14 protein-coding genes and 1 riboswitch are annotated in these 19,103 nt (G+C 41.3%); of the genes, 5 read left to right on the top strand and 9 right to left on the bottom strand.

Features of this window, described 5'->3' with window-relative positions; translation table 11 throughout:
* Window positions 1–371: 371 nt before the first annotated feature.
* The 3 genes from IM485_RS14940 to thiC all read left to right on the top strand — a co-directional run bounded on the left by IM485_RS14940 (window position 372) and on the right by thiC (window position 4,653).
* Window positions 372–623 (top strand): hypothetical protein, encoded by a 252-nt coding sequence (locus tag IM485_RS14940; protein WP_133164158.1) that lies wholly within the window; start codon window positions 372–374, stop codon window positions 621–623.
* Between the two features lie 758 nt (window positions 624–1,381).
* Complete coding sequence (glnA, locus tag IM485_RS14935) at window positions 1,382–2,803, top strand: type I glutamate--ammonia ligase (protein WP_002748126.1); 1,422 nt, start codon at window positions 1,382–1,384, stop codon at window positions 2,801–2,803.
* 362 nt (window positions 2,804–3,165) lie between these two features.
* Window positions 3,166–3,262, top strand: a riboswitch (TPP riboswitch).
* Between the two features lie 8 nt (window positions 3,263–3,270).
* Window positions 3,271–4,653: a phosphomethylpyrimidine synthase gene (thiC, locus tag IM485_RS14930; RefSeq protein WP_002736411.1), complete on the top strand. Its 1,383-nt coding sequence runs from the start codon at window positions 3,271–3,273 to the stop codon at window positions 4,651–4,653.
* 87 nt (window positions 4,654–4,740) lie between these two features.
* Here thiC and IM485_RS14925 read toward each other — a convergent pair whose 3' ends face one another.
* Window positions 4,741–5,280, bottom strand: coding sequence for a phycobiliprotein lyase (locus IM485_RS14925; RefSeq protein ID WP_287744073.1), 540 nt, complete (start codon window positions 5,278–5,280; stop codon window positions 4,741–4,743).
* A 379-nt stretch (window positions 5,281–5,659) separates the two neighbouring features.
* On the opposite strand from IM485_RS14925, the gene IM485_RS14920 reads away from it, so the two are divergent.
* Window positions 5,660–6,580: an NAD(+) kinase gene (locus IM485_RS14920; RefSeq protein WP_287744071.1), complete on the top strand. Its 921-nt coding sequence runs from the start codon at window positions 5,660–5,662 to the stop codon at window positions 6,578–6,580.
* Window positions 6,581–7,038: 458 nt separating this feature from the next.
* Here IM485_RS14920 and IM485_RS14915 read toward each other — a convergent pair whose 3' ends face one another.
* From IM485_RS14915 to IM485_RS14895, 5 genes are all read right to left on the bottom strand, one after another.
* Complete coding sequence (locus IM485_RS14915; RefSeq protein ID WP_192576000.1) at window positions 7,039–8,106, bottom strand: ribonucleotide-diphosphate reductase subunit beta; 1,068 nt, start codon at window positions 8,104–8,106, stop codon at window positions 7,039–7,041.
* Between the two features lie 53 nt (window positions 8,107–8,159).
* The gene (locus IM485_RS14910; protein WP_104397210.1) at window positions 8,160–8,606 is read right to left on the bottom strand and encodes a DUF29 domain-containing protein; all 447 of its coding nucleotides are present in this window, start codon (window positions 8,604–8,606) and stop codon (window positions 8,160–8,162) included.
* A gap of 11 nt (window positions 8,607–8,617) precedes the next feature.
* On the bottom strand, window positions 8,618–9,070 hold the full coding sequence (locus tag IM485_RS14905) for a DUF29 domain-containing protein (RefSeq protein ID WP_104397121.1): 453 nt from the start codon (window positions 9,068–9,070) through the stop codon (window positions 8,618–8,620).
* A gap of 3 nt (window positions 9,071–9,073) precedes the next feature.
* Window positions 9,074–9,550, bottom strand: coding sequence for a DUF29 domain-containing protein (locus tag IM485_RS14900; protein WP_287744069.1), 477 nt, complete (start codon window positions 9,548–9,550; stop codon window positions 9,074–9,076).
* Between the two features lie 80 nt (window positions 9,551–9,630).
* Window positions 9,631–11,943 carry a ribonucleoside-diphosphate reductase subunit alpha gene (locus IM485_RS14895; protein ID WP_104397122.1) on the bottom strand — a complete coding sequence of 771 codons (2,313 nt, stop codon included), beginning with the start codon at window positions 11,941–11,943 and terminating at the stop codon, window positions 9,631–9,633.
* A gap of 484 nt (window positions 11,944–12,427) precedes the next feature.
* Here IM485_RS14895 and IM485_RS14890 point away from each other — a divergent pair, with 484 nt between their 5' ends.
* A complete protein-coding gene (locus tag IM485_RS14890) occupies window positions 12,428–15,343 on the top strand; it encodes a plasmid replication protein, CyRepA1 family (protein WP_104397123.1) in 2,916 nt (971 codons plus the stop codon).
* A 126-nt stretch (window positions 15,344–15,469) separates the two neighbouring features.
* On the opposite strand, the gene IM485_RS14885 is transcribed toward IM485_RS14890, so the two are convergent.
* The 3 genes from IM485_RS14885 to IM485_RS14875 form a co-directional block, all read right to left on the bottom strand.
* Window positions 15,470–17,419 (bottom strand): primary-amine oxidase, encoded by a 1,950-nt coding sequence (locus IM485_RS14885; RefSeq protein WP_238142039.1) that lies wholly within the window; start codon window positions 17,417–17,419, stop codon window positions 15,470–15,472.
* Between the two features lie 392 nt (window positions 17,420–17,811).
* Window positions 17,812–18,462 (bottom strand): nitroreductase family protein, encoded by a 651-nt coding sequence (locus tag IM485_RS14880; RefSeq protein WP_104397125.1) that lies wholly within the window; start codon window positions 18,460–18,462, stop codon window positions 17,812–17,814.
* A 128-nt stretch (window positions 18,463–18,590) separates the two neighbouring features.
* Window positions 18,591–18,731: a hypothetical protein gene (locus IM485_RS14875; RefSeq protein ID WP_287744066.1), complete on the bottom strand. Its 141-nt coding sequence runs from the start codon at window positions 18,729–18,731 to the stop codon at window positions 18,591–18,593.
* Between the last annotated feature and the right edge of the window lie 372 nt (window positions 18,732–19,103).

The raw sequence follows: 19,103 nt of genomic DNA, 5'->3' as shown, positions 1-19,103 counted from the left end.
ATTAAAGCAGCTCTAAAGAGTTTTGAGTTAAAAGTTAAACTTCAAGTTTTCATTCAGGACAAATGTACTGATTAACTAATTTTTTGGGGAAAATTAGTTAACCCATTATTATAACATATAATTAATTTGCAAGAGTTCTATAGTAATGGCTAGAATGCAAGTTTTCCGAGAGTCTTTAATCGAAGAATGTAACTGCTCACCGCAATAACAAAGACTCTATTAACAACGGAGAGGTAAGATCGAGCAGTTAGATCTATACTGAGTTCAGTTAAGTACTTGCTGGACATGATGAATCAAACCGCTACCCTTAATTCGCCTTCAGTCATAACCGTCGCCGAAGAAGAGTTGACGGCCAATGTGCTGCTGGTGGAGTGGATAGTGAAACAGCAATAACAAATACCCCGGCAAGAGCGACTGATAGAAAAGCAACAGAAACAAATCGAAGCACAGCAGCAAGAGATAGAGAAGTTAAAAGAAGAACGACTCACCGTTCGCTCATTTCTCGAAGCGAAAATTTGATAAATTGTCTCAAATGCGGTCTAGCAAAAGCATTGAGCATTCTACTTGAATATTTATTAGTACAAAAAGACCATTTTGAGGTTAACGAATTGATTGGGGTTTGAGCGAGCCAATTGGGGATCGCAATCTCGGCAATGTTCTACTTACCTTACTCGCTAAAAAGCATACAGGATAAAAGGTATAGTCATTTCAGATAAGTCTGATACAGTCTAGACCGACAAAACCCTTATGAAATCCAGGATTGATATTCTCAATCTTAATTGAAATGATTATATAGCGGTAAGCGCTTGAGTGAGATACAGACCAAGCTTTGCCTAGCATGGTTTATAGCTCGTGACACTGTACCTCATACGACTGCACACCGCTATAACAGCAACTTTAAAACCCTTCCCCTAAAAAATTAAGCGAACAATAAGTCAGGTTACAAGCTGGTGACATCATCGCCCAACTATGTGATACTAAATCCTTTGAGTATAGGCTACATATCAGGACAGGCAAAAGGCAAAAGAGAGAATAAATAATCAGTTTTTAATAACCAGATTTAGTATGAATTGCTATCTCTGGCTGGCTGCAGTCCTCTCGGTTTACAGTCCACCTCAACCTAATCGGGCTTGTCACTTACCTATTCTCAACAAGCTCTGCTTTTTGCTGTGAGCAGTTACGGGGTGTGGCAAGAGGCAGTGGAAGCTGATAGGCAAATCGCCATTCTGGGCCATTACCGACCTGAACAAGGAAATTACAGATTTTTTCAAGCTAGGATCAAAGATTTTGTATCGAAAAATACAAAACTGGACAAAGTGACTGTTTAGGATGGTTTTTTTGAGAAGCTTAAGAACCGATCCATACGTCAAAGGAGTTTTCCATGCCCGAAACGCCACAAGAAGTCTTAAAAATGATTCAGGACAACAATATTAAGATTATTGACCTGAAATTTATTGATATGCCTGGTATCTGGCAACATTGCTCGTTCTACTACGACCAAATCGATGAAAGCTCTTTCAGCGATGGTGTTGCCTTCGATGGTTCCAGTATTCGCGGTTGGAAAGCAATTAACGAATCCGATATGGCCATGGTTCCCGATCCTACCACTGCTTGGATCGATCCCTTCTACAAGGAACCTACCCTAAGCATGATCTGTAGCATCAAAGAACCGAGAACCGGTGAATGGTATAGCCGCGATCCTCGCTCTATTGCCCAGAAAGCGATCGATTATCTGAGCAGTACCGGTTTAGGTGATACTGTATTTTTTGGACCAGAAGCAGAATTTTTCCTTTTTGATAGCGCTCGTTTTGACCAAACCGCCAACTCCGGCTATTACTACATGGATAGTGTCGAAGGTCGTTGGAATAGCGGTAAAGACGAAAAAGACGGAAATCTTGCCTATAAACCCGCCTACAAACAGGGTTATTTCCCCGTTAGTCCCACCGATACCTCTCAAGACATTCGCACGGAAATGCTCTTAACCATGGCCGACTGCGGAGTTCCCATTGAAAAACATCACCATGAAGTCGCTACCGGTGGTCAAAACGAGTTAGGGATTAAATTCTCTACCCTAGTACGGGCCGCCGACTACTTGATGACCTATAAATACTGCATTAAGAACGTGGCCAAGAAATACGGTAAAACCGTCACCTTTATGCCCAAACCCATCTTTGGTGATAACGGTTCCGGGATGCACGTTCACCAGTCTATCTGGAAAGATGGTCAACCCCTGTTCGCCGGGGATAAATACGCCGGACTTAGCCAAATGGCACTGTACTACATCGGTGGTTTGCTTAGACACGCTCCCGCGCTCTTAGCTTTAACTAACCCCACCACCAACTCTTACAAGCGTCTCGTCCCCGGTTTTGAGGCCCCAGTAAACTTGGCCTACTCCCAAGGTAATCGCTCCGCTTCGATTCGGATTCCTTTATCGGGAAGCAACCCGAAAGCTAAACGTTTAGAATTCCGTTGTCCTGATGCGACTTCTAATCCCTACCTCGCTTTTGCAGCTATGCTCTGTGCTGGTATCGATGGGATTAAAAATCAAATTGAACCGGGAGAACCTCTCGATGTGGATATCTATGAACTCAGTCCCGAAGAATTGTCAAAAATACCCTCTACCCCCGGTTCTCTAGAAGCAGCTCTAGAAAGTCTCGAAAAAGATCACGCTTTCTTGACCGATTCTGGTGTTTTTACCGAAGACTTTATCCAAAACTGGATCACCTACAAACTCGATAACGAAGTTAACCCGATGCGCTTACGTCCCCACCCCTACGAGTTCTCTCTCTACTACGATGTCTAAGGTTTGATTGATAATTAATACTAGGGTAGGCTTTTGCCTGCCCTTTTTTTTCGGAATCAGCAAGGGAGTGGGGAAGTGGGAAGTTTTTTGCCGTGAACAGTAAACAGTAAACAGTAATCAGTGAACTGAAAACTCGGCTCTTCTCGACTTTGTGTGATAATTTTTGCTTATGAAATCGTGAAATGTTTACTGGGAAAGACTTTTAGGACTATTTTGTTAAATAAACTATCAGTATAGACCTCGTTTCCACACAGAAACCAGAAGAGCCAAAACTCACATCTGATAACTGATAACTGATAACCGCCTAATCAAACAACAATCTTAAGCTTGATCTCCTCAGTCGTCAACAGTGATACAATTGCCGTCATAGCTAGGGGTGTCTGAGGCAATCAGGCTGAGAAAGACCCTTAGAACCTGAGACTGGGTAATTCCAGCGTAGGGAAGCTGTTTACAGAGGAAATAAAATTATGAGACAAGAATGGGTTGCCCCCCGGCGCGGACAAGCAAATGTATCGCAAATGCACTACGCCCGTCAGGGGATAATTACCGAAGAGATGACGTATGTGGCAAAACGGGAAAATCTCTCTCCCGAATTGATTCGCAGCGAAATCGCCCGAGGAAGACTGATTATTCCCGCTAATATCAATCACCTCAACCTCGAACCTATGGCGATCGGTATTGCTTCTAAGTGTAAAGTTAATGCTAATATCGGGGCTTCCCCTAACTCCTCGAATATTAACGAAGAACTGGAAAAATTACACCTAGCAGTCAAATACGGAGCCGATACGGTGATGGATCTTTCCACCGGTGGCGGTAATTTGGACGAAATTCGCACCGCGATTATCAATGCTTCTCCTGTCCCCATCGGTACTGTACCCATCTATCAAGCGGTGGAAAGCGTTCACGGCAATATTGAAAAACTCACCCCCGAAGATTTCCTCCATATTATCGAAAAACACGCCCAGCAAGGGGTAGATTACATGACGATTCATGCGGGAATCCTCATCGAACACCTGCCTTTAGTCAAAACTCGTCTGACCGGGATTGTCTCCCGGGGCGGTGGTATTATTGCCAAGTGGATGTTACACCACCACAAGCAAAATCCTCTCTACACCCATTTCGACGAAATTATCGAGATTTTCAAGCGTTATGACGTTTCTTTTAGTCTCGGTGACTCCCTACGTCCCGGTTGTACCCACGATGCTTCCGATGCAGCCCAATTAGCGGAATTGAAAACCCTCGGCCAACTAACGCGTCGCGCTTGGGAACACGATGTACAGGTGATGGTGGAAGGACCGGGCCATGTTCCCATGGACCAAATTGAGTTTAATGTGAAAAAACAGATGGAGGAGTGTAGCGAAGCACCTTTCTATGTTCTCGGTCCCCTTGTCACCGATATTGCCCCAGGATACGATCATATCACTTCGGCGATCGGGGCGGCTCTGGCGGGTTGGTACGGGACGGCGATGTTATGTTATGTCACCCCGAAAGAACATCTCGGTTTACCCAACGCTGAAGATGTGCGAAATGGCTTAATTGCCTACAAAATAGCGGCTCATGCGGCAGATATCGCCCGTCATCGTCCAGGAGCGCGGGATCGTGACGACGAACTCTCCATAGCTCGTTATAATTTCGATTGGAATCGTCAATTTCAGTTATCCTTGGATCCCGATCGCGCTAAGGAATACCACGATGAGACTTTACCCGCAGATATCTATAAGACTGCGGAGTTTTGTTCGATGTGTGGACCGAAATTCTGTCCCATGCAAACTAAGGTCGATGCCGATGCAATTACGGAATTAGAGAAGTTTCTCGCTAGTCAGAATCAAGACAATTTAACCCCAGTTTAAACGGGAGTTATGGGAAGGGCTGATTTGATTTCAGCCCTATTCCTAGGATAGAAGTCAAAATTCGGAGAATAACCGCCATTTTTTTGACTAATTAACCCGTTTTTCTAGATATTGACCGATCATCAATTCTTGACCAGCGCGAGAGATAATAGTTTGTCGGGTGCGATATTGTTGACCGATGAGTTTAATTTCTTCTTCAAAGACAGAACCGGCGTATTCTGTTCTCAGACAGAGAGTAGAGGGGTTAGGAAAGGTATAAATGGCACTAACGGGTTTATCCGTCGCAAATCCCCGATCGCGATAGAGAATATTATCTAAAATACCGAATATAGTGGAACCGTTGGAGGGTTTTTTACTCTGGGGACGGAGATAATTACTTTGCCAAGTCACTTCCGTACCACCTAATAAAGTTGTATCTTCCAGATTATGTAAACGGGCCAGTTGAATTAATGGTTCGCTGCCTTGGGGTAAATATTTAATCTCGATGGCGCTGATAACTTCTTGGGGTTCCGTTTCTTGGGTGAGGGTGTAATAACGTCTCTGGGATTGCCAGTGTCCTTCTGTCTGCTTAAAAAAGGCTAAAGCCGAGGTTTCCAGCGATAATTGGGCGGTTTGAATTAATGTCATAGAAATAAAACCTTTCCTGTTTTTTGGTAGAGCAGATTTGTTATCCTTTGTCAAGAGTTTGCCAGAGAACTGTTACACATCTTAATACAATTATAACTCTGCATGGAAATTAAGTGGTAGGGGTGTTGAGAGAGATAATTGGGAAAAAGCCGCATAGATACAGCAGTTACAGGGAAAAAAGGGGATAAGATTGCTAAAACCTGCGAGCTTATCCTAGTTACTTCCATTTACCCCTATCTATCGATTAATTCTGTCAAATTGGCTACAGTGAGGCCGAGGTGATTCCCCCAACTCCCTTTTTTACCTGTTACTTTTCACCCGATCTGCCCAGTCTTGGTATTGTTAAAAATATAGAACCTCCGAACCAGGTCTCAACTCTGTGCAGTTAAAACAAGTCATCATCGCCCATAAGGCCAACCATCCCCAAAGTAAAGCATGGGCGGAAAAATGCGCTAAACAGTTAGAAGCCCGTCAGTGTAAAGTTTTAATGGGACCCAGTGGCTTTAAAGATAATCCCTATCCAGTATTTTTAGCCTCAGCATCGGAAAAAATCGACCTCGCCATCGTTTTGGGCGGAGATGGAACCATTTTAGCCGCCGCTCGCTATTTAGCTCACGAAGACATTCCAATTTTAGCGGTGAATGTCGGCGGCCATCTGGGATTTTTAACGGAACCTTTGGAGATTTTCCAAGATACGGAGACGGTCTGGGAGCGTTTACAATCCGATCGCTATGCGGTACAACAACGGATGATGTTAAAGGCCAGAATCTATGAAGGGGATAAAAGAAACCCGCAGCCAGTGAGCGAGGCATTTTATGCCCTGAATGAGATGTGCGTGAAACCCGCTAGTATCGATAGGATGCCCACCTCAATCCTCGAAATCGAAGTGGACGGGGAAATAGTAGATCAGTACCAAGGAGACGGTTTATTAGTGGCTACTCCCACGGGGTCCACCTGTTACACCGCTTCCGCTAATGGCCCGATTATACACCCCGGCATGGAAGCGATCGCTGTCACCCCGATTTGTCCCTTGAGTCTCTCCAGTCGGCCGATTGTCATTCCCCCGGCATCTCTGGTCAGTATTTGGCCCCTAGGAGACTACGAATTAAACACTAAACTCTGGATGGATGGTGCTTTGGCCACTTCCATTTGGCCTGGGCAATGGGTGGGAGTTACCAAAGCCGAAAAATTCGCCCAATTTATTATCCTGCGGGAAAGCTATTCTTTTTATCAGACTCTACAGGAAAAATTGCAATGGGCCGGGGCGAGAATTCATTATGATGGCAATCGTCATAATTAGGGTTTGCGGCAAAAAGTTTTTCGTGGGGACAGGGTGTGGGGTGTAGGGTGTAGGGTGTAGGGTTTTACCGATTTTGAGGACGTTCGGCGAGCTCAGTCGAGTGGACGGTGAGCCTGTCGAACCGCCGGGGTCAATTACCTAATTTTCAGGGAAAAAGTCCCTGAATTTTCCCCCCAATCACTCCAAAGGTCGGCACTTTTTGAGGTCAAAAAAGTCTAAAAACCTTATCCAACAAGGTTTTTAGATTTATTGAACAAGCCCTAAGTATATCTTCTAAAATTGGTCATTACCTCCGATTTTATCAGTCAATCTAGGCTTTTGGGGGTAGAACCCCCCAAACCCAGAAGCACATTTGCTGATTGTCGGTATTTCTGCAAGAGAGGGTCAAAAGTTGTCAAAATATTTGACAAAGTTGCCGCTTTATGGTAAGAAATTGGGTTATTATTATCCCTTAAATTTTAAATTTCATCCCATCCTGTTAAGCCAGAAGACATAACATAACTGGTAACAGTTGCTTCAAAAAAGTTAGCTTTGGTGTGGCCTTCTTTTTTGGTATCGGAAAAGCGTTCCAGATGGTTATAGGGACTTTTGTTATACTTTTCTTCCCTGTATAAAGGCTCAAGTCCGATCGCTTTTAGCCGAATATTAGCGAGGTATTTAGTGTACTGTTCGGTACTGTATTCGGTAATACCTAAAATTTCGTTGCCAACGATGTGATTTGTCCAGCGACATTCGTGTTTAACGGCACTATCGAACATCTCATAAATCTGTTCAACAGAATGGGGAAAAATTGCCATGGCTTCGGGAATAAGTTTCTGATACAAACGGACGTGACTTAACTCGTCCCGGTTGATCATTTTGAAAACGTCAGCGCTACCGGACATTAGCTGTCGAGAAGCAAGATTATAGAAAAAGATAAAGCCGTTATAAAAATACAAACTCTCCAGTAAATAGTCGGCAAGAAGAGCGATAAAATAGCTTTCAGTAGTTTGTTTGTCGATGTATTGCTGGTAGAGACTAGCAATAAATTCACAGCGATCCTTGAGAACTTTATCGGTGCGCCAAAAGTCATAAACTTCGCCTCTGCGATCCGAGGGAATAATCGTTTCAATTAAGTATTGATAACTTTGATTGTGCATGGCCTCTTGAGAAATTTGTTCCGCCATACAAAGACTAATTTCTGGCGCAGTGACGCTACCTTTTAGGTGGGGAATATTACAGGTTTGTACGGAATCAAGAAAAGTTAGATAGGACAAAATACCATCATAAGCATATCTTTCTTCATCGGTAAGATGCCCGTATTCAGTCACGTCTTGAGTGATATCTAAGCGTTGCGGGATCCAGAAATTTTCCCGCATTTGTTGATATAAACCCACCGCCCAGGTGTAGCGGACATCGTTTAATTGCATCAGGTTGGTGGTGTTACCAAACCAGATGGAACGGTTTTCGATCGCATCATCTCCCGCCGGATTAAAGATCGGGGAAATGGGCATCGAATGGCAAGAATTAACTAAATGTAAGGACATGATTACTTGGATATTATGGCACTTTTAGGTTATAATAGATTTTTGGTAAAAAGTCAAATGGTTTGATTAGGAATAAATTCAAAATCTAGGGCTTCTGCCAAAGTAAATGGGCAGTCCTTCGGGAATTTATCGAGTTTTATCCCTGTTTCAATAGCGGCTTTTTTTCTGGCTTTGTTATAGCATTTTTTTAAATTTTCTTCTGTTAAAAAAATCTTAAGACTAGGGCTATTCTCTAAATCTTCTTCGATTCTTTCGCGATGCTCAAAAAGGGTTAATTCCCAGCTTCTGCTTTGTTTTTCTGGCTCTTGTAAGTATTTTAGTAAATGCCATAAAATCACGGTCAGATTGCTTTTTAATGCTTTCTGTTGACTGATAGACATAGATTTGATTTCTTCAATTAAATTCTCTAAATCTAAATTGGAAAACTGGCGATTTTCCAGTAAATTAATTGTTTTCTCTAACCAGAGATAGTAATCTTTTTCGTATAAGTTCTTTTCCATAATTATCTCCATTACTTTGATATTTCAGGAAACCAATCCTCATTTAAAGCCTGTTCTATAGTGCAAATTGGAGCTAAACCGACCAAATTTTCAGCCATTCCAGATAATTCGAGCCAAGAAATACGAGCTTCTTGAAAAGAGTTATCAAAAATTTCAATGAGATAAGGCTGTAAACTAGGACTATCGGCAATAATTCTTTTTATGGCACGACGGAAATTCCTAATTTCATTTTTCCATCCTCTTTGATTATATTCTAATTCCGATTGCCAGTAAGCTAGTTTCAGCAAATGTTCTAATAACCGAGTTAAATAACTTTCTAAACTTCGTTTCTCACTTTTCCCCATGCTGCTAATTTCTTCAATTAAATTCTCTAAATCTAAATCAGAAAATTGACGATTTTCTAGTAAAGATATGGTTTTCTCTATCCAGAGATAGTAATCTTTTTCGTATAAATCACTCTTCATTGCTTAATCCTCTCCGAGAAACTCAGGAAACCAATTTTCATCTAAAATTTGGTCGATTGATCCAATAGGTGTAGCACTTAAAAGTCTTTTATCGATGCCAGAACCTTCGACAAATAAATGGCAAGCATCCTCATAACATGGCTCAAGAATCTCGGTGAGGTAAGATGCTAAGTTTGTATTATAAGTTCCATCCTTTTTGTTGCTAATAATTCTTTTTATTTGAATGCGAAAATTTAAAATCTCACGTCGCCACTTGTTTTTATTGTAATCGCGCTTAGATTGCCAATAAGTTAATTTAAGTAAATGCTCCAAGAGTTTAGTTAGTAAACTCTCTAACTTCTGACGTTCTCTTCTGGACATATCTTTTATTTCTTCAATTAAATTTTCTAAATCCAAGTCAGAAAACTGGCGATTTTCTAGTAAAGATATGGTTTTCTCTAACCAGAGATAGTAATCCTGTTCGTATAAAGTCTTATTCATGGCTGTGATTAGGTGATGAATAAGACTCATTTTAAATGATCTGAAAAAAATAAGGTGGGCATTACCCACCCAAGTTAGGCTTAATTAGCGCAACTAGAACAACTATCGTCAGACTCTCGAAAATTGTCCTTTTGTACGGTGCGGACATAATAAATCGCTTTACACCCCAATTCCCACGCCATAACTAGAGTATCAAAAATATCCTTGGCTGTGAGACAACGGTTGGGTTCTGCGGGGAAATAAACCCCTTCATTGAGGTTGAATAATAACTCCATAGAAATCCCCGTATCGATCCATTCTTGCATAGTAGCGATCGCTTTCACCACCTGCTGCTGTTCGAGATTTTTATTCTCTGGATAAAACCAGAAAGCTTCTTCAATAAAAGGTGGCGCGATGGGAACAGTTCCCTTTGCCCATTTATCGTAGAAAAAGCGACTATAAACCGGCAAAACACTGGCAGTACATCCCTGTACCAAACTGGAGGAAGTATTAGGAGCAATGGCGGTAATATGGGAATTACGGATGCCAAATCGTTGAATATCTTCGGCTAATTGTTGCCATCTTTGCGGTTGCACCGCATTATTTAAAAACCATGCCACTGGTTTGGCACCGATTAATTTACCTTGACTCCATTCACTACCCAAGAAAGCTTGATAAGCACCACGTTCTTTGGCTAATTCCATCGAGGAATAGGTACACCAATAGCCAATTTCTTCAAATAAATTACTAATTTCTGACAGGTTATTGTAGGATAATTTTCGTTTCGCTAACCAGTCAGCCAATCCCATTGCCCCTACCCCAATAGTGCGATATTTATCGTTGTGGTTTTTAGCATTATCAAAGGGAGGATTAGTGATATCGATAGTATTGTCGAGAATCCTGACAGCGATTTGACAATTAGACTCGATTTCTTCCCTGTCGATATTGGCTAAATTAAGGCTAACTAAATTACAGCAATGGGCAGTTTTATCGGGGGTGACATTCGAGAAACTCTCCGTGCATAAATTTACACCGGGTATATAGCCATCGTGTTTATTAGGATTAGCCCGATTGATGGTATCTTTGAAGGCAATGTAGGGCATTCCTGTTTCCACTTGGGAACGCATGATACTTTTAAATAAGTCCCGGGCATTGATTTTTTTATAGAGTACAATCTCTCTATCTAAATTAGCCTCTACTAAACGATAAGCCTCTTCAAATTCTTCCCCCCATAGTTCCGCTAATTCTATACCTAATTTTGTGCGAACTTCGTAGGGATCCACTAATGTCCACTCGGCTTTAGTTATCACCCGACGCATGAATTCATCGGTGATAACTAATTGGGGAAAAATATCATAAGCTTTGCGTCTTTGATCACCGTTTTCTGTCTGCATTTCCAGAAATTCTGGCACATCTAAATGCCAGATGTCAACACCGATAGTTACTGCCCCGGCGCGTCTTCCCCCCTGATTTACTGCAATAGCTGTATCGTTGAGTAATTTAATCCAAGGAATAATCCCCCCAGAAGCATTAGCTTTCCCCATTACCCAGCTACCAGTGGCGCGAATTCTACTCACATTCACACCGACACCGCCACCATTTTTGGAGATGCGGGCAGCATTGGTAATCTCGCCGAAAATGCTTTCTAAACTGTCGTCAATGGAGAGGATAAAACAACTGGTTAGGGAACCTTTAGGTGTGCGTAAATTGGCTAAAATTGGGGTGGCAAGAGAGATTTTTCTTTGGGCAATCGCTTGATAAAAGTTCTTCGCCCAGTGCAGTCTATTAGCCGGATCTTCCACACTGGCAAGCAGTAAGGAACAGGTTAATAATGCCTCTTGGGGTAACTCATTTTTGAGTAAATAACGGCTAGTGATTAACAATGCCCCGGCGTAATCATAATCGATATCCCAATCGGGATTAATCCAAGAACCAGCTTCTTTTAATTCTGCCTCAGAATAGATGAGAATCCTTTCGTCGTACAGCTGATTTTTAACTTGAGTTTTGACAGTTTTCTCGTAATTTCCGTATTGATAACCCCGCACTACTAATGTATCTTTCCACAGACTCCAAATATGCAATCTTCCGGCTACATAGCGCCAATCTGGTTCCTCGGGACTACACATTTCTAGGGCGCAATTGATTAAATTATCCTGTATTTCCCTAGTGGTAATCCCATCCCGCAGCCGTGTGGTTAAACCCGCTTCTAAGGCAATAGAATTGACTTTTTTGCCCTCACAAGCCCACTCTACCACGTCGCGAATTTTGCCGATATTTAAGCTTGTGGTGGAACCATCGCGCCGAATCACTCTAATTCCATGGCTGCCCATATTAGCTAAAGGGGTAGAACGAAAGGGTATTACTTCGTTATTTTTGTGAATGGAAACGGCAGTAGTCAAGGGCTTCGATTGCATAATTGGGAAATTGCGGCGTTAAAAAACTTGACAAATTAATCTATTTGTACTAGATTATTCTATCAGATTTTCTAGGAAAACACAACATCTAGCGTGTTAAATAATCATATCACTCTATATATAGTAGAGCGAGGATTGTTTTGTCCCCCAAAACAGTGTTTTCGATGACATTTTTCGCAAAAAATTCTCAATTTTCTCGGAAAGATAGTTTTTTTGTACGCTTGACAAAAAGTTTATTCTTTGATAGTAAAAACAGATTGACAAAATATTTCCGATCCCATTGTGCTTGACTGCTGAGGAGGTTGTGGTGAGACTTTATTTGTTCTTAACTTTTCGATAATCTAAGACAAGAGTGGATTAAAAGTCAAATTTCCTCCGAGAACCTCTGAGAGAGTAAATTTTCTCTTTTCGCTATTTAGTGGCTTACCGCTAGAATAATAGGACAAAAACGCTATATATAGCGTCTAGCCAGTAGAGGACAAGGATGAAATATTTAGAAGAATGGCGTGGTAGCGGGGTGGATGCGGAGTTAATCGCTCTCAATGTCACCGGTTTAGCGGGGCTATCTCCCAGTGAATACCTACTCTACTCCCAAGAATTACCGCGACGCAATGATGGCAGAGTTAGGGATGGTATTCTCAAGCGTTATGAACATACCAGTCAAGGCGGTTGGTGGTGTTCAGGAATTGACCTACTAACGGGTAATTATGACTCTTGGGGCTGTTTTAAGCCCGATTTTCCCCGTTTAAGCTTCGATAAGGCTAAACCGATTAAGTACGAACATCCTCCCCAAACCCCTACGGGAGTCTTTGCTTTGCGGGTTCCCCTGAAAATTTGGCAAAAGATAGCCCAACATATCAGTATTAATATTTTAACTGAAGAAGTGGATAATAAGCAAGAGGATCTCGGTTTTTGGTCCTGGGTAATTAAACATCCAGAGATACCTATTTGTCTTACGGAAGGAGCGAAAAAAGCGGGGGCATTACTAACAGCAGGTTATGTGACAATTGCCTTACCCGGGATTCACAATGGTTATCGTACTCCCAAGGACGAATTAGGGAGGAGAATCGGTAAATCTCATTTAATTCCGCAGCTAGAAAAATTAGCTAATTCAGGACGAAAGATTTATCTAGTTTTCGATCAAGAAACTAAACCGAAAACCCAGCAAGCGGTTAATTTAGCTTTACAGAGAATGGGTTATCTATTCAGTCAGGCTAACTGTGAGGTAAAGGTAGTTACTTGGGATGCTGCTGACGGTAAAGGGGTGGATGATTTACTAATCAATCGAGGAGAAGATTACTTTAAACAAGTCTATCAAAAAGCTACCTCTTGGGAAATTTGGAAAGCAGCGAATTTAAATAGTTTAACTCTCTCACCTCATCTAGAATTAAATAGCCGTTACTTGCCAGATATTGCTATTCCTACATCAGCGCATTTAATGGCGATTAAATCTGCTAAAGGTACGGGAAAAACTGAGTTTTTAGCCAAGATAGTTAAACAAGCTATTGCCAATCAACAAAAAGTTTTAGTGATTGGTCATCGAGTGAAACTGGTAGAGGAGTTATGTCAACGCTTTGGTTTAAACTATATCAGCAAAATTAGGGATAATCCTGCGGCACAAATTTACGGTTATGGTTTATGTATTGACTCTCTTCATCCCCAATCACAAGCTAAATTTCAAGCGGAAGATTGGCAAGGAGCTATTATTATTATCGATGAGATTGAACAGGTTCTATGGCATGGGTTAAATGGGGATACTTGTAAAACTAATCGCGTGGCAATTTTAAAATCCCTAAAGTCCTTGCTGCAAACTGTAGTCAGCAGTGGGGGTAAAGTCCTAGTTGCTGATGCTGATTTAAGTGATATTTCCCTAGATTATTTAACTTCTTTAGCTGCAATTAAACTAGAAACTTTCTTGATTAGTAACGAGTGGAAACCTAGTTATCAAGAAGCTTGGCGAGTTTATAACTACTCCGATAATACTCCCCAACGGCTAGTTAATGATTTAGTTAAACATATTAAAGACGGAGGAAAACCTTTTGTTTGTCTATCAGCACAAAAATTAACCAGTAAATGGGGAACAATTACCCTAGAATCCTATCTAAAAAAGCAATTTCCTCATAAGAAAGTTCTGCGGATAGACTCAGAGTCCTTGCAAGATTCTAGTCACGCTGCCTATCAAGCGATTGGCAATTTAAATCAGTTGTTGCTTAACTATGATATAGTTCTAGCTAGTCCCGCGATCGAAACGGGAATTAGTATTGATATTCAGCAGCACTTTTCTTCAGTTTGGTGTTTAGCACAGGGAATTCAGAATCCCACTTCTATCGCTCAATTTTTAGGGAGAATTAGAGAGAATATTCCTCGTTATATTTGGTCAGCAGTGTACGGATTTAATCAGGTGGGCAATGGGTCTACTTCTATCCCCAAACTTCTCACCTCTGGACACCGATTAACCGAGGTTAATATTCGCTTACTACACCAATCAGATTTAGAATCTCTGGAGGATTTAGATACAACTTTTCAAGCGGAATCTCTTCTCTGCTGGGCTAAAATGGCCGTGCGAGTCAATGCTTATATGCTTAATTATCGTCAGTCAATTCTAGGAATTTTACAAGCAGAAGGTCATAGAATTAAAGAACGAAATCAGGAAGAAGAACTAGACATAACTAATCAGTTAACGGAAGCAATTGAAGAAATTATGGAACATAATTATCGTTCTGAATGTGATGCGATTGCCAGTGCAGCTGAGATAACGGAATCAGAGTGTCGTCTGCTAAAAAAACAGTTAATTAAGTCAGTAAAAGAAAGGAGAATTCTTAGAAAATATGACCTATACAAACGCTATGGAATCCCCGTCACACCGCAATTAGTGATTAAAGATGATCAAGGATGGTATCAAGAACTACGCCTACATTACTTTTTGACAATTGGGCGACAATTTTTGTGTGATCGAGATGCTTTAATTGCGCGTAAACTGATAGAATCAGGTCACGGAAGTTTATTTATTCCCGATTTTAATAGTAGTCAATTAGGAGTGATTATCGGGACGTTAGAATTGTTGGGAATTCCCGTATTATTAGCTAATCCTGAAAGAGAATTAAATAATCATGATGCCGATTTACAAAAAATGGCGGAAATTGCCGTTAAAAACCGTAACGAGATTAAAACTATCACCAAGATTAACCTCGCTAATACTTCCCGTCCTCTGACGATTATTCGTAATTTTTTAAACTTGTTAGGTTATAAATTAACCGACAAGGGCAGCCAGAGAATTGCTAAAAAATTCCTAAAAGTTTATCAGATTGTTGCACCTTATGATGGTAGAGAACAAGTGTTTCAACAATGGTTATTTAGAGACGAAAAATGTGCGGGAAGTTCCGAGTTTTGGTATGAATAAGGTTCTTAGGGACTTGTTATACAATTAACCAAGTCAGGATTCCGTTTTTGTAACGGGGATTTATACCCCGCTCCAAAAACTTTTCCACTTAAAAGGCAAGGTTTTAGACCCAGTTTTTTTCGATAATTAATTAAAAGAATCCTCTAGGTTATTTTTCGGTACATTCAAAACAGGATTTTGGTCAAAGAAACCCCAAGACATAATCTTAAAACCTGCTGGATGTACGGTCATAATTGGCCATTCTTCCGGACGAGGAATATGGGTAACACCGTAGGTGTACCAGACGACTAAATCCTCATTGTCGAGAGATTCATTATCAGCAGTATATTGCGGTAAACCTCGGCCTTTTTTGCCTTGATTGGGATAATCTCCCGCTGCATAAAGCTCGTTCGCTTTGTAACGAGTTGCCCAAAAATGATGGGTAGCAAATTCACCCCGTTGACGAGAATCCGCTTGAAAATTGGGATAATAAATTGAATTTGCCGATGGCATTAACATATAACTTGTCGGCATTCCTAGGGAGTTTTTCTGATTCTTATTCATTACCATCCAAGCGCGACTTTCAGCTAAATTCACATCACGAATTGCCTCAGATTCTTGCTGAAGATTTCTTTCTGACATAGTGAAGGCATTACCAAAGGGATTCTTTTCTGGTGATAAAGTAGAAACCTTCATTTCAGTAACAGAATTTTTAACCCCATCCACATCGAAATCAAGACGAAAATTTAAGAAGTGCTGATGATTAATTGCTTCCACATTTGCCGCTACTAATGTCCCAAATTTATCGCCATGATCATGAGAATTAGTGAGATCAGTAGTCGCTTTAGCTAACATAATTCCTGTTAAATCGCTGCGCTGTTCTAAAGTACCATCTTCATGAAAAATCCAGTTAATTCCGTAGTCATAATTACCGATAGCAGCCACGGTATTAACCACTAATTGACGGGCGCGACGACCTTCAAAAGTTTCTGTGTTAAAATCATAATGTCGCCAGAGAATTCCCGCATCCTTTTCGTAAATACCTATGATATTTTCCCCGATATAAGGTTCCCCATTATCATCAGCAAACAAGGCATTTAACAAGACAGTATTTTCGGGAACATCATTACCTTTATCCAAGGGAGTAGATAGCCAACCAAAACGATATTCTCCCACATCAAAAGCACTACGAACCGCCCATTCTCGCGAGGTATTGGAGTAGGGAACTAGCATTTCTGACAGTCCTGCACGATATAAAATCATTCTATCTTTACCGTTATCATTGTAGGTAACTAGATAAAGAACTAACCCCTCTCTTGGGTGCATGAGATAACGAAATTTCCAATTTTGCCAGCTAACTTCGTTACCCTTAATCTGAAAAGTTGTCCCTTGCGGTTGTTGAATTCTTAAAGGTTTTAGGGCTTTTTGAAGGGGTGAAAGGGTTTTTTCATCGTAATCAAAATTGGCTTTTGAGAAAGGTATAATACCAGTATCTTGCACTTCAAATACTTGGCGATTATTTAAATCTACCGTCACCGATAAACCTTCGATCGGTGCGCCATAATAATTATTACGATCCTTGCCTTTATAGTAAGTAATCCCGCGAATTAAGCGCTTTCCCGATGCTTGTTCTTTCTCGCTCATCATCCCAGTAGCCCAACCGTCAATGATGACGTTTTCAAAGTCAGCAATCCCGCGTTTTTTCATAGCTTCTTGCCAACGAAGATCGGCTTTGGCTAATTGATCGAGAATTTCGTATTCTTCATCTAACAATGGCGGTTGCCCCGTCGATACTTCTTGCCATGAGATAATTTTACTCGCTTTGGTATCGACAATAGCCTCATAGGTTTTATTCAGTCTGGGTTCCAGAATTACTAAAAAAGCCTGACGAGGAATAGCATCTCCTTTTTTAAAGTTTAAAACAGTTTGCTTATCGGGTTCTTGTAAAGAAATATTAGGAAATCTGGCGAACTCTGTCAGGGATTTGTCTTTTTTCACCACAGTTACCGCCATTTTAATCTCATTTTCTGTGAGGGGATCGAGGGGATGGCTAATCCCTGGGGATTGGGCGAAAGTTTTCCCAAAAATTAAGATCACTCCACAGCTGATTACAAATAAAATCGTCAGTGGTCTCCACCATGGGTATTTTTTCAGCATAGAAATCCCTCGATAAGGCTAAAAGATGGTCTATCCCAGACATGATAATCGGGGATGTCATAATTAACCTTATATCTTTTCAAAAAATTAAGATCGATGTCGGCTGTATTAGCGCGGCTTGATGCAGATTAAATTGTTAATTTTGCCACAATACAAGGCGTTGCTGAATCAAGCTATGAATCCCAACTGTGCATCCTATCTAAAAGTTAGTTTGACAGAAGCTTCCTATTTCAAATCAGCAACGCCAACCCCTGCCAACCGAAACCGATAGCAACTACTCAACTACCAGCCAAAACAGCGATCCAAACGAGATTAAATCCAGTTAATAGAGTTCAGACTTGATAGGGATTACCCAAGCGATCCACAAAAACATTGTAATTTAAGGGTAAACGCCCCGGATTAAGCCGTGGTTCCGCTGCGTAACCGATGGGAACAACAACAGCGATCGCCAGATGGGGATGATCGGCAGCACCGATCACAGCTTTTACCTTGTCCTCGATCCAACCGTTGAGAAAACAACTAGATAAACCGAGACTTTCGGCAGCTAAAACCAGATGAGTAGCGGCGATCATGGCATCTTTAATCGCGTATTCCCGGGTTTTTTCGCCCAAATCCTTTTGAAATCCCGGGATTGCCTGTTGAAAATATTTTACCGTGCCTTCGCTCCAAGCACCCGTACTGAGAGCCTGTTCATAGATGGGGGTTAGATCTCCTCCTCCTGCGGCAGCATCGGCAGCGAAAACAAAAGTAACCGGCGCTTGGATAATTTGCTTTTGTCCCCAAGCGGCCTCGGCTAAAGCGGCCTTTTGTGCCTCATCTTGTACTAAAATAATTCGCCAATCTTGGATGTTGAAACTACTAGGTGCGGCAACGGTTAATTCTACTAGGGTTTTCAGCAGTTCCGGTGCAATCGGATCGGTGGTAAAAGTTTTAATAGAACGACGTTGATTAATCACCGTGGGAACATCGAGAGGGAAGGTCATAAAGTCAGTTGATTGAGTTACATATTTCTAATTATTATAGGGTCAAGCTATCAGCCCCAGCCTTCGGTGTGACAAAACAGAAATGGGGTGCATCTCACATTTGCAGAAATACCGACAATCAGCAATTATCAGTGACTGGAAAGAGGGTGTGGGGTGTGGGGTGTGGGGTGTGGGGTGTAGGGAAAGAAACCTCTTTCATCTGTGGGGGTGAAAATTTTTTCATCGGGACTGACTTGAAAATAGAGGCTGAAATAACGCCAATTCCTCAATCATCCTAAATTCGTTGAGTATAGGCTACATATCAGGAGAGGCACTCCTGCGAGTGGAGTGACTCTTAAATTATTACAGATGCGTCAGCGGCTGCCTGTAAGCATCCCACCGAAAAACTAATGTGCGGGGGGTTTGGGGCAGGGTTGATTCATTTAAATTAAGTACATCTGATTTTGAGTCAATAAATTTGACTGAAGATTCTCAGTTTTATCTTTTTCTAATCAAAAGAATTAGTCACAATAACTAATCTTTAATCCTCTACCAAATTTATTATAAATAAATTGATAAAGCTTGTTCCCAAACCACTAAAAGCCTATCTCTCTTGAAATTGTCTGAGAGTACATCCTGTTAATTTAGCTAATTTTTCTGCT

The organism is Microcystis sp. M169S2 (genome assembly GCF_020245865.1).
Taxonomy (GTDB): domain Bacteria; phylum Cyanobacteriota; class Cyanobacteriia; order Cyanobacteriales; family Microcystaceae; genus Microcystis; species Microcystis ichthyoblabe_A.
This window is presented reverse-complemented; position numbering and strand designations above follow the sequence as displayed.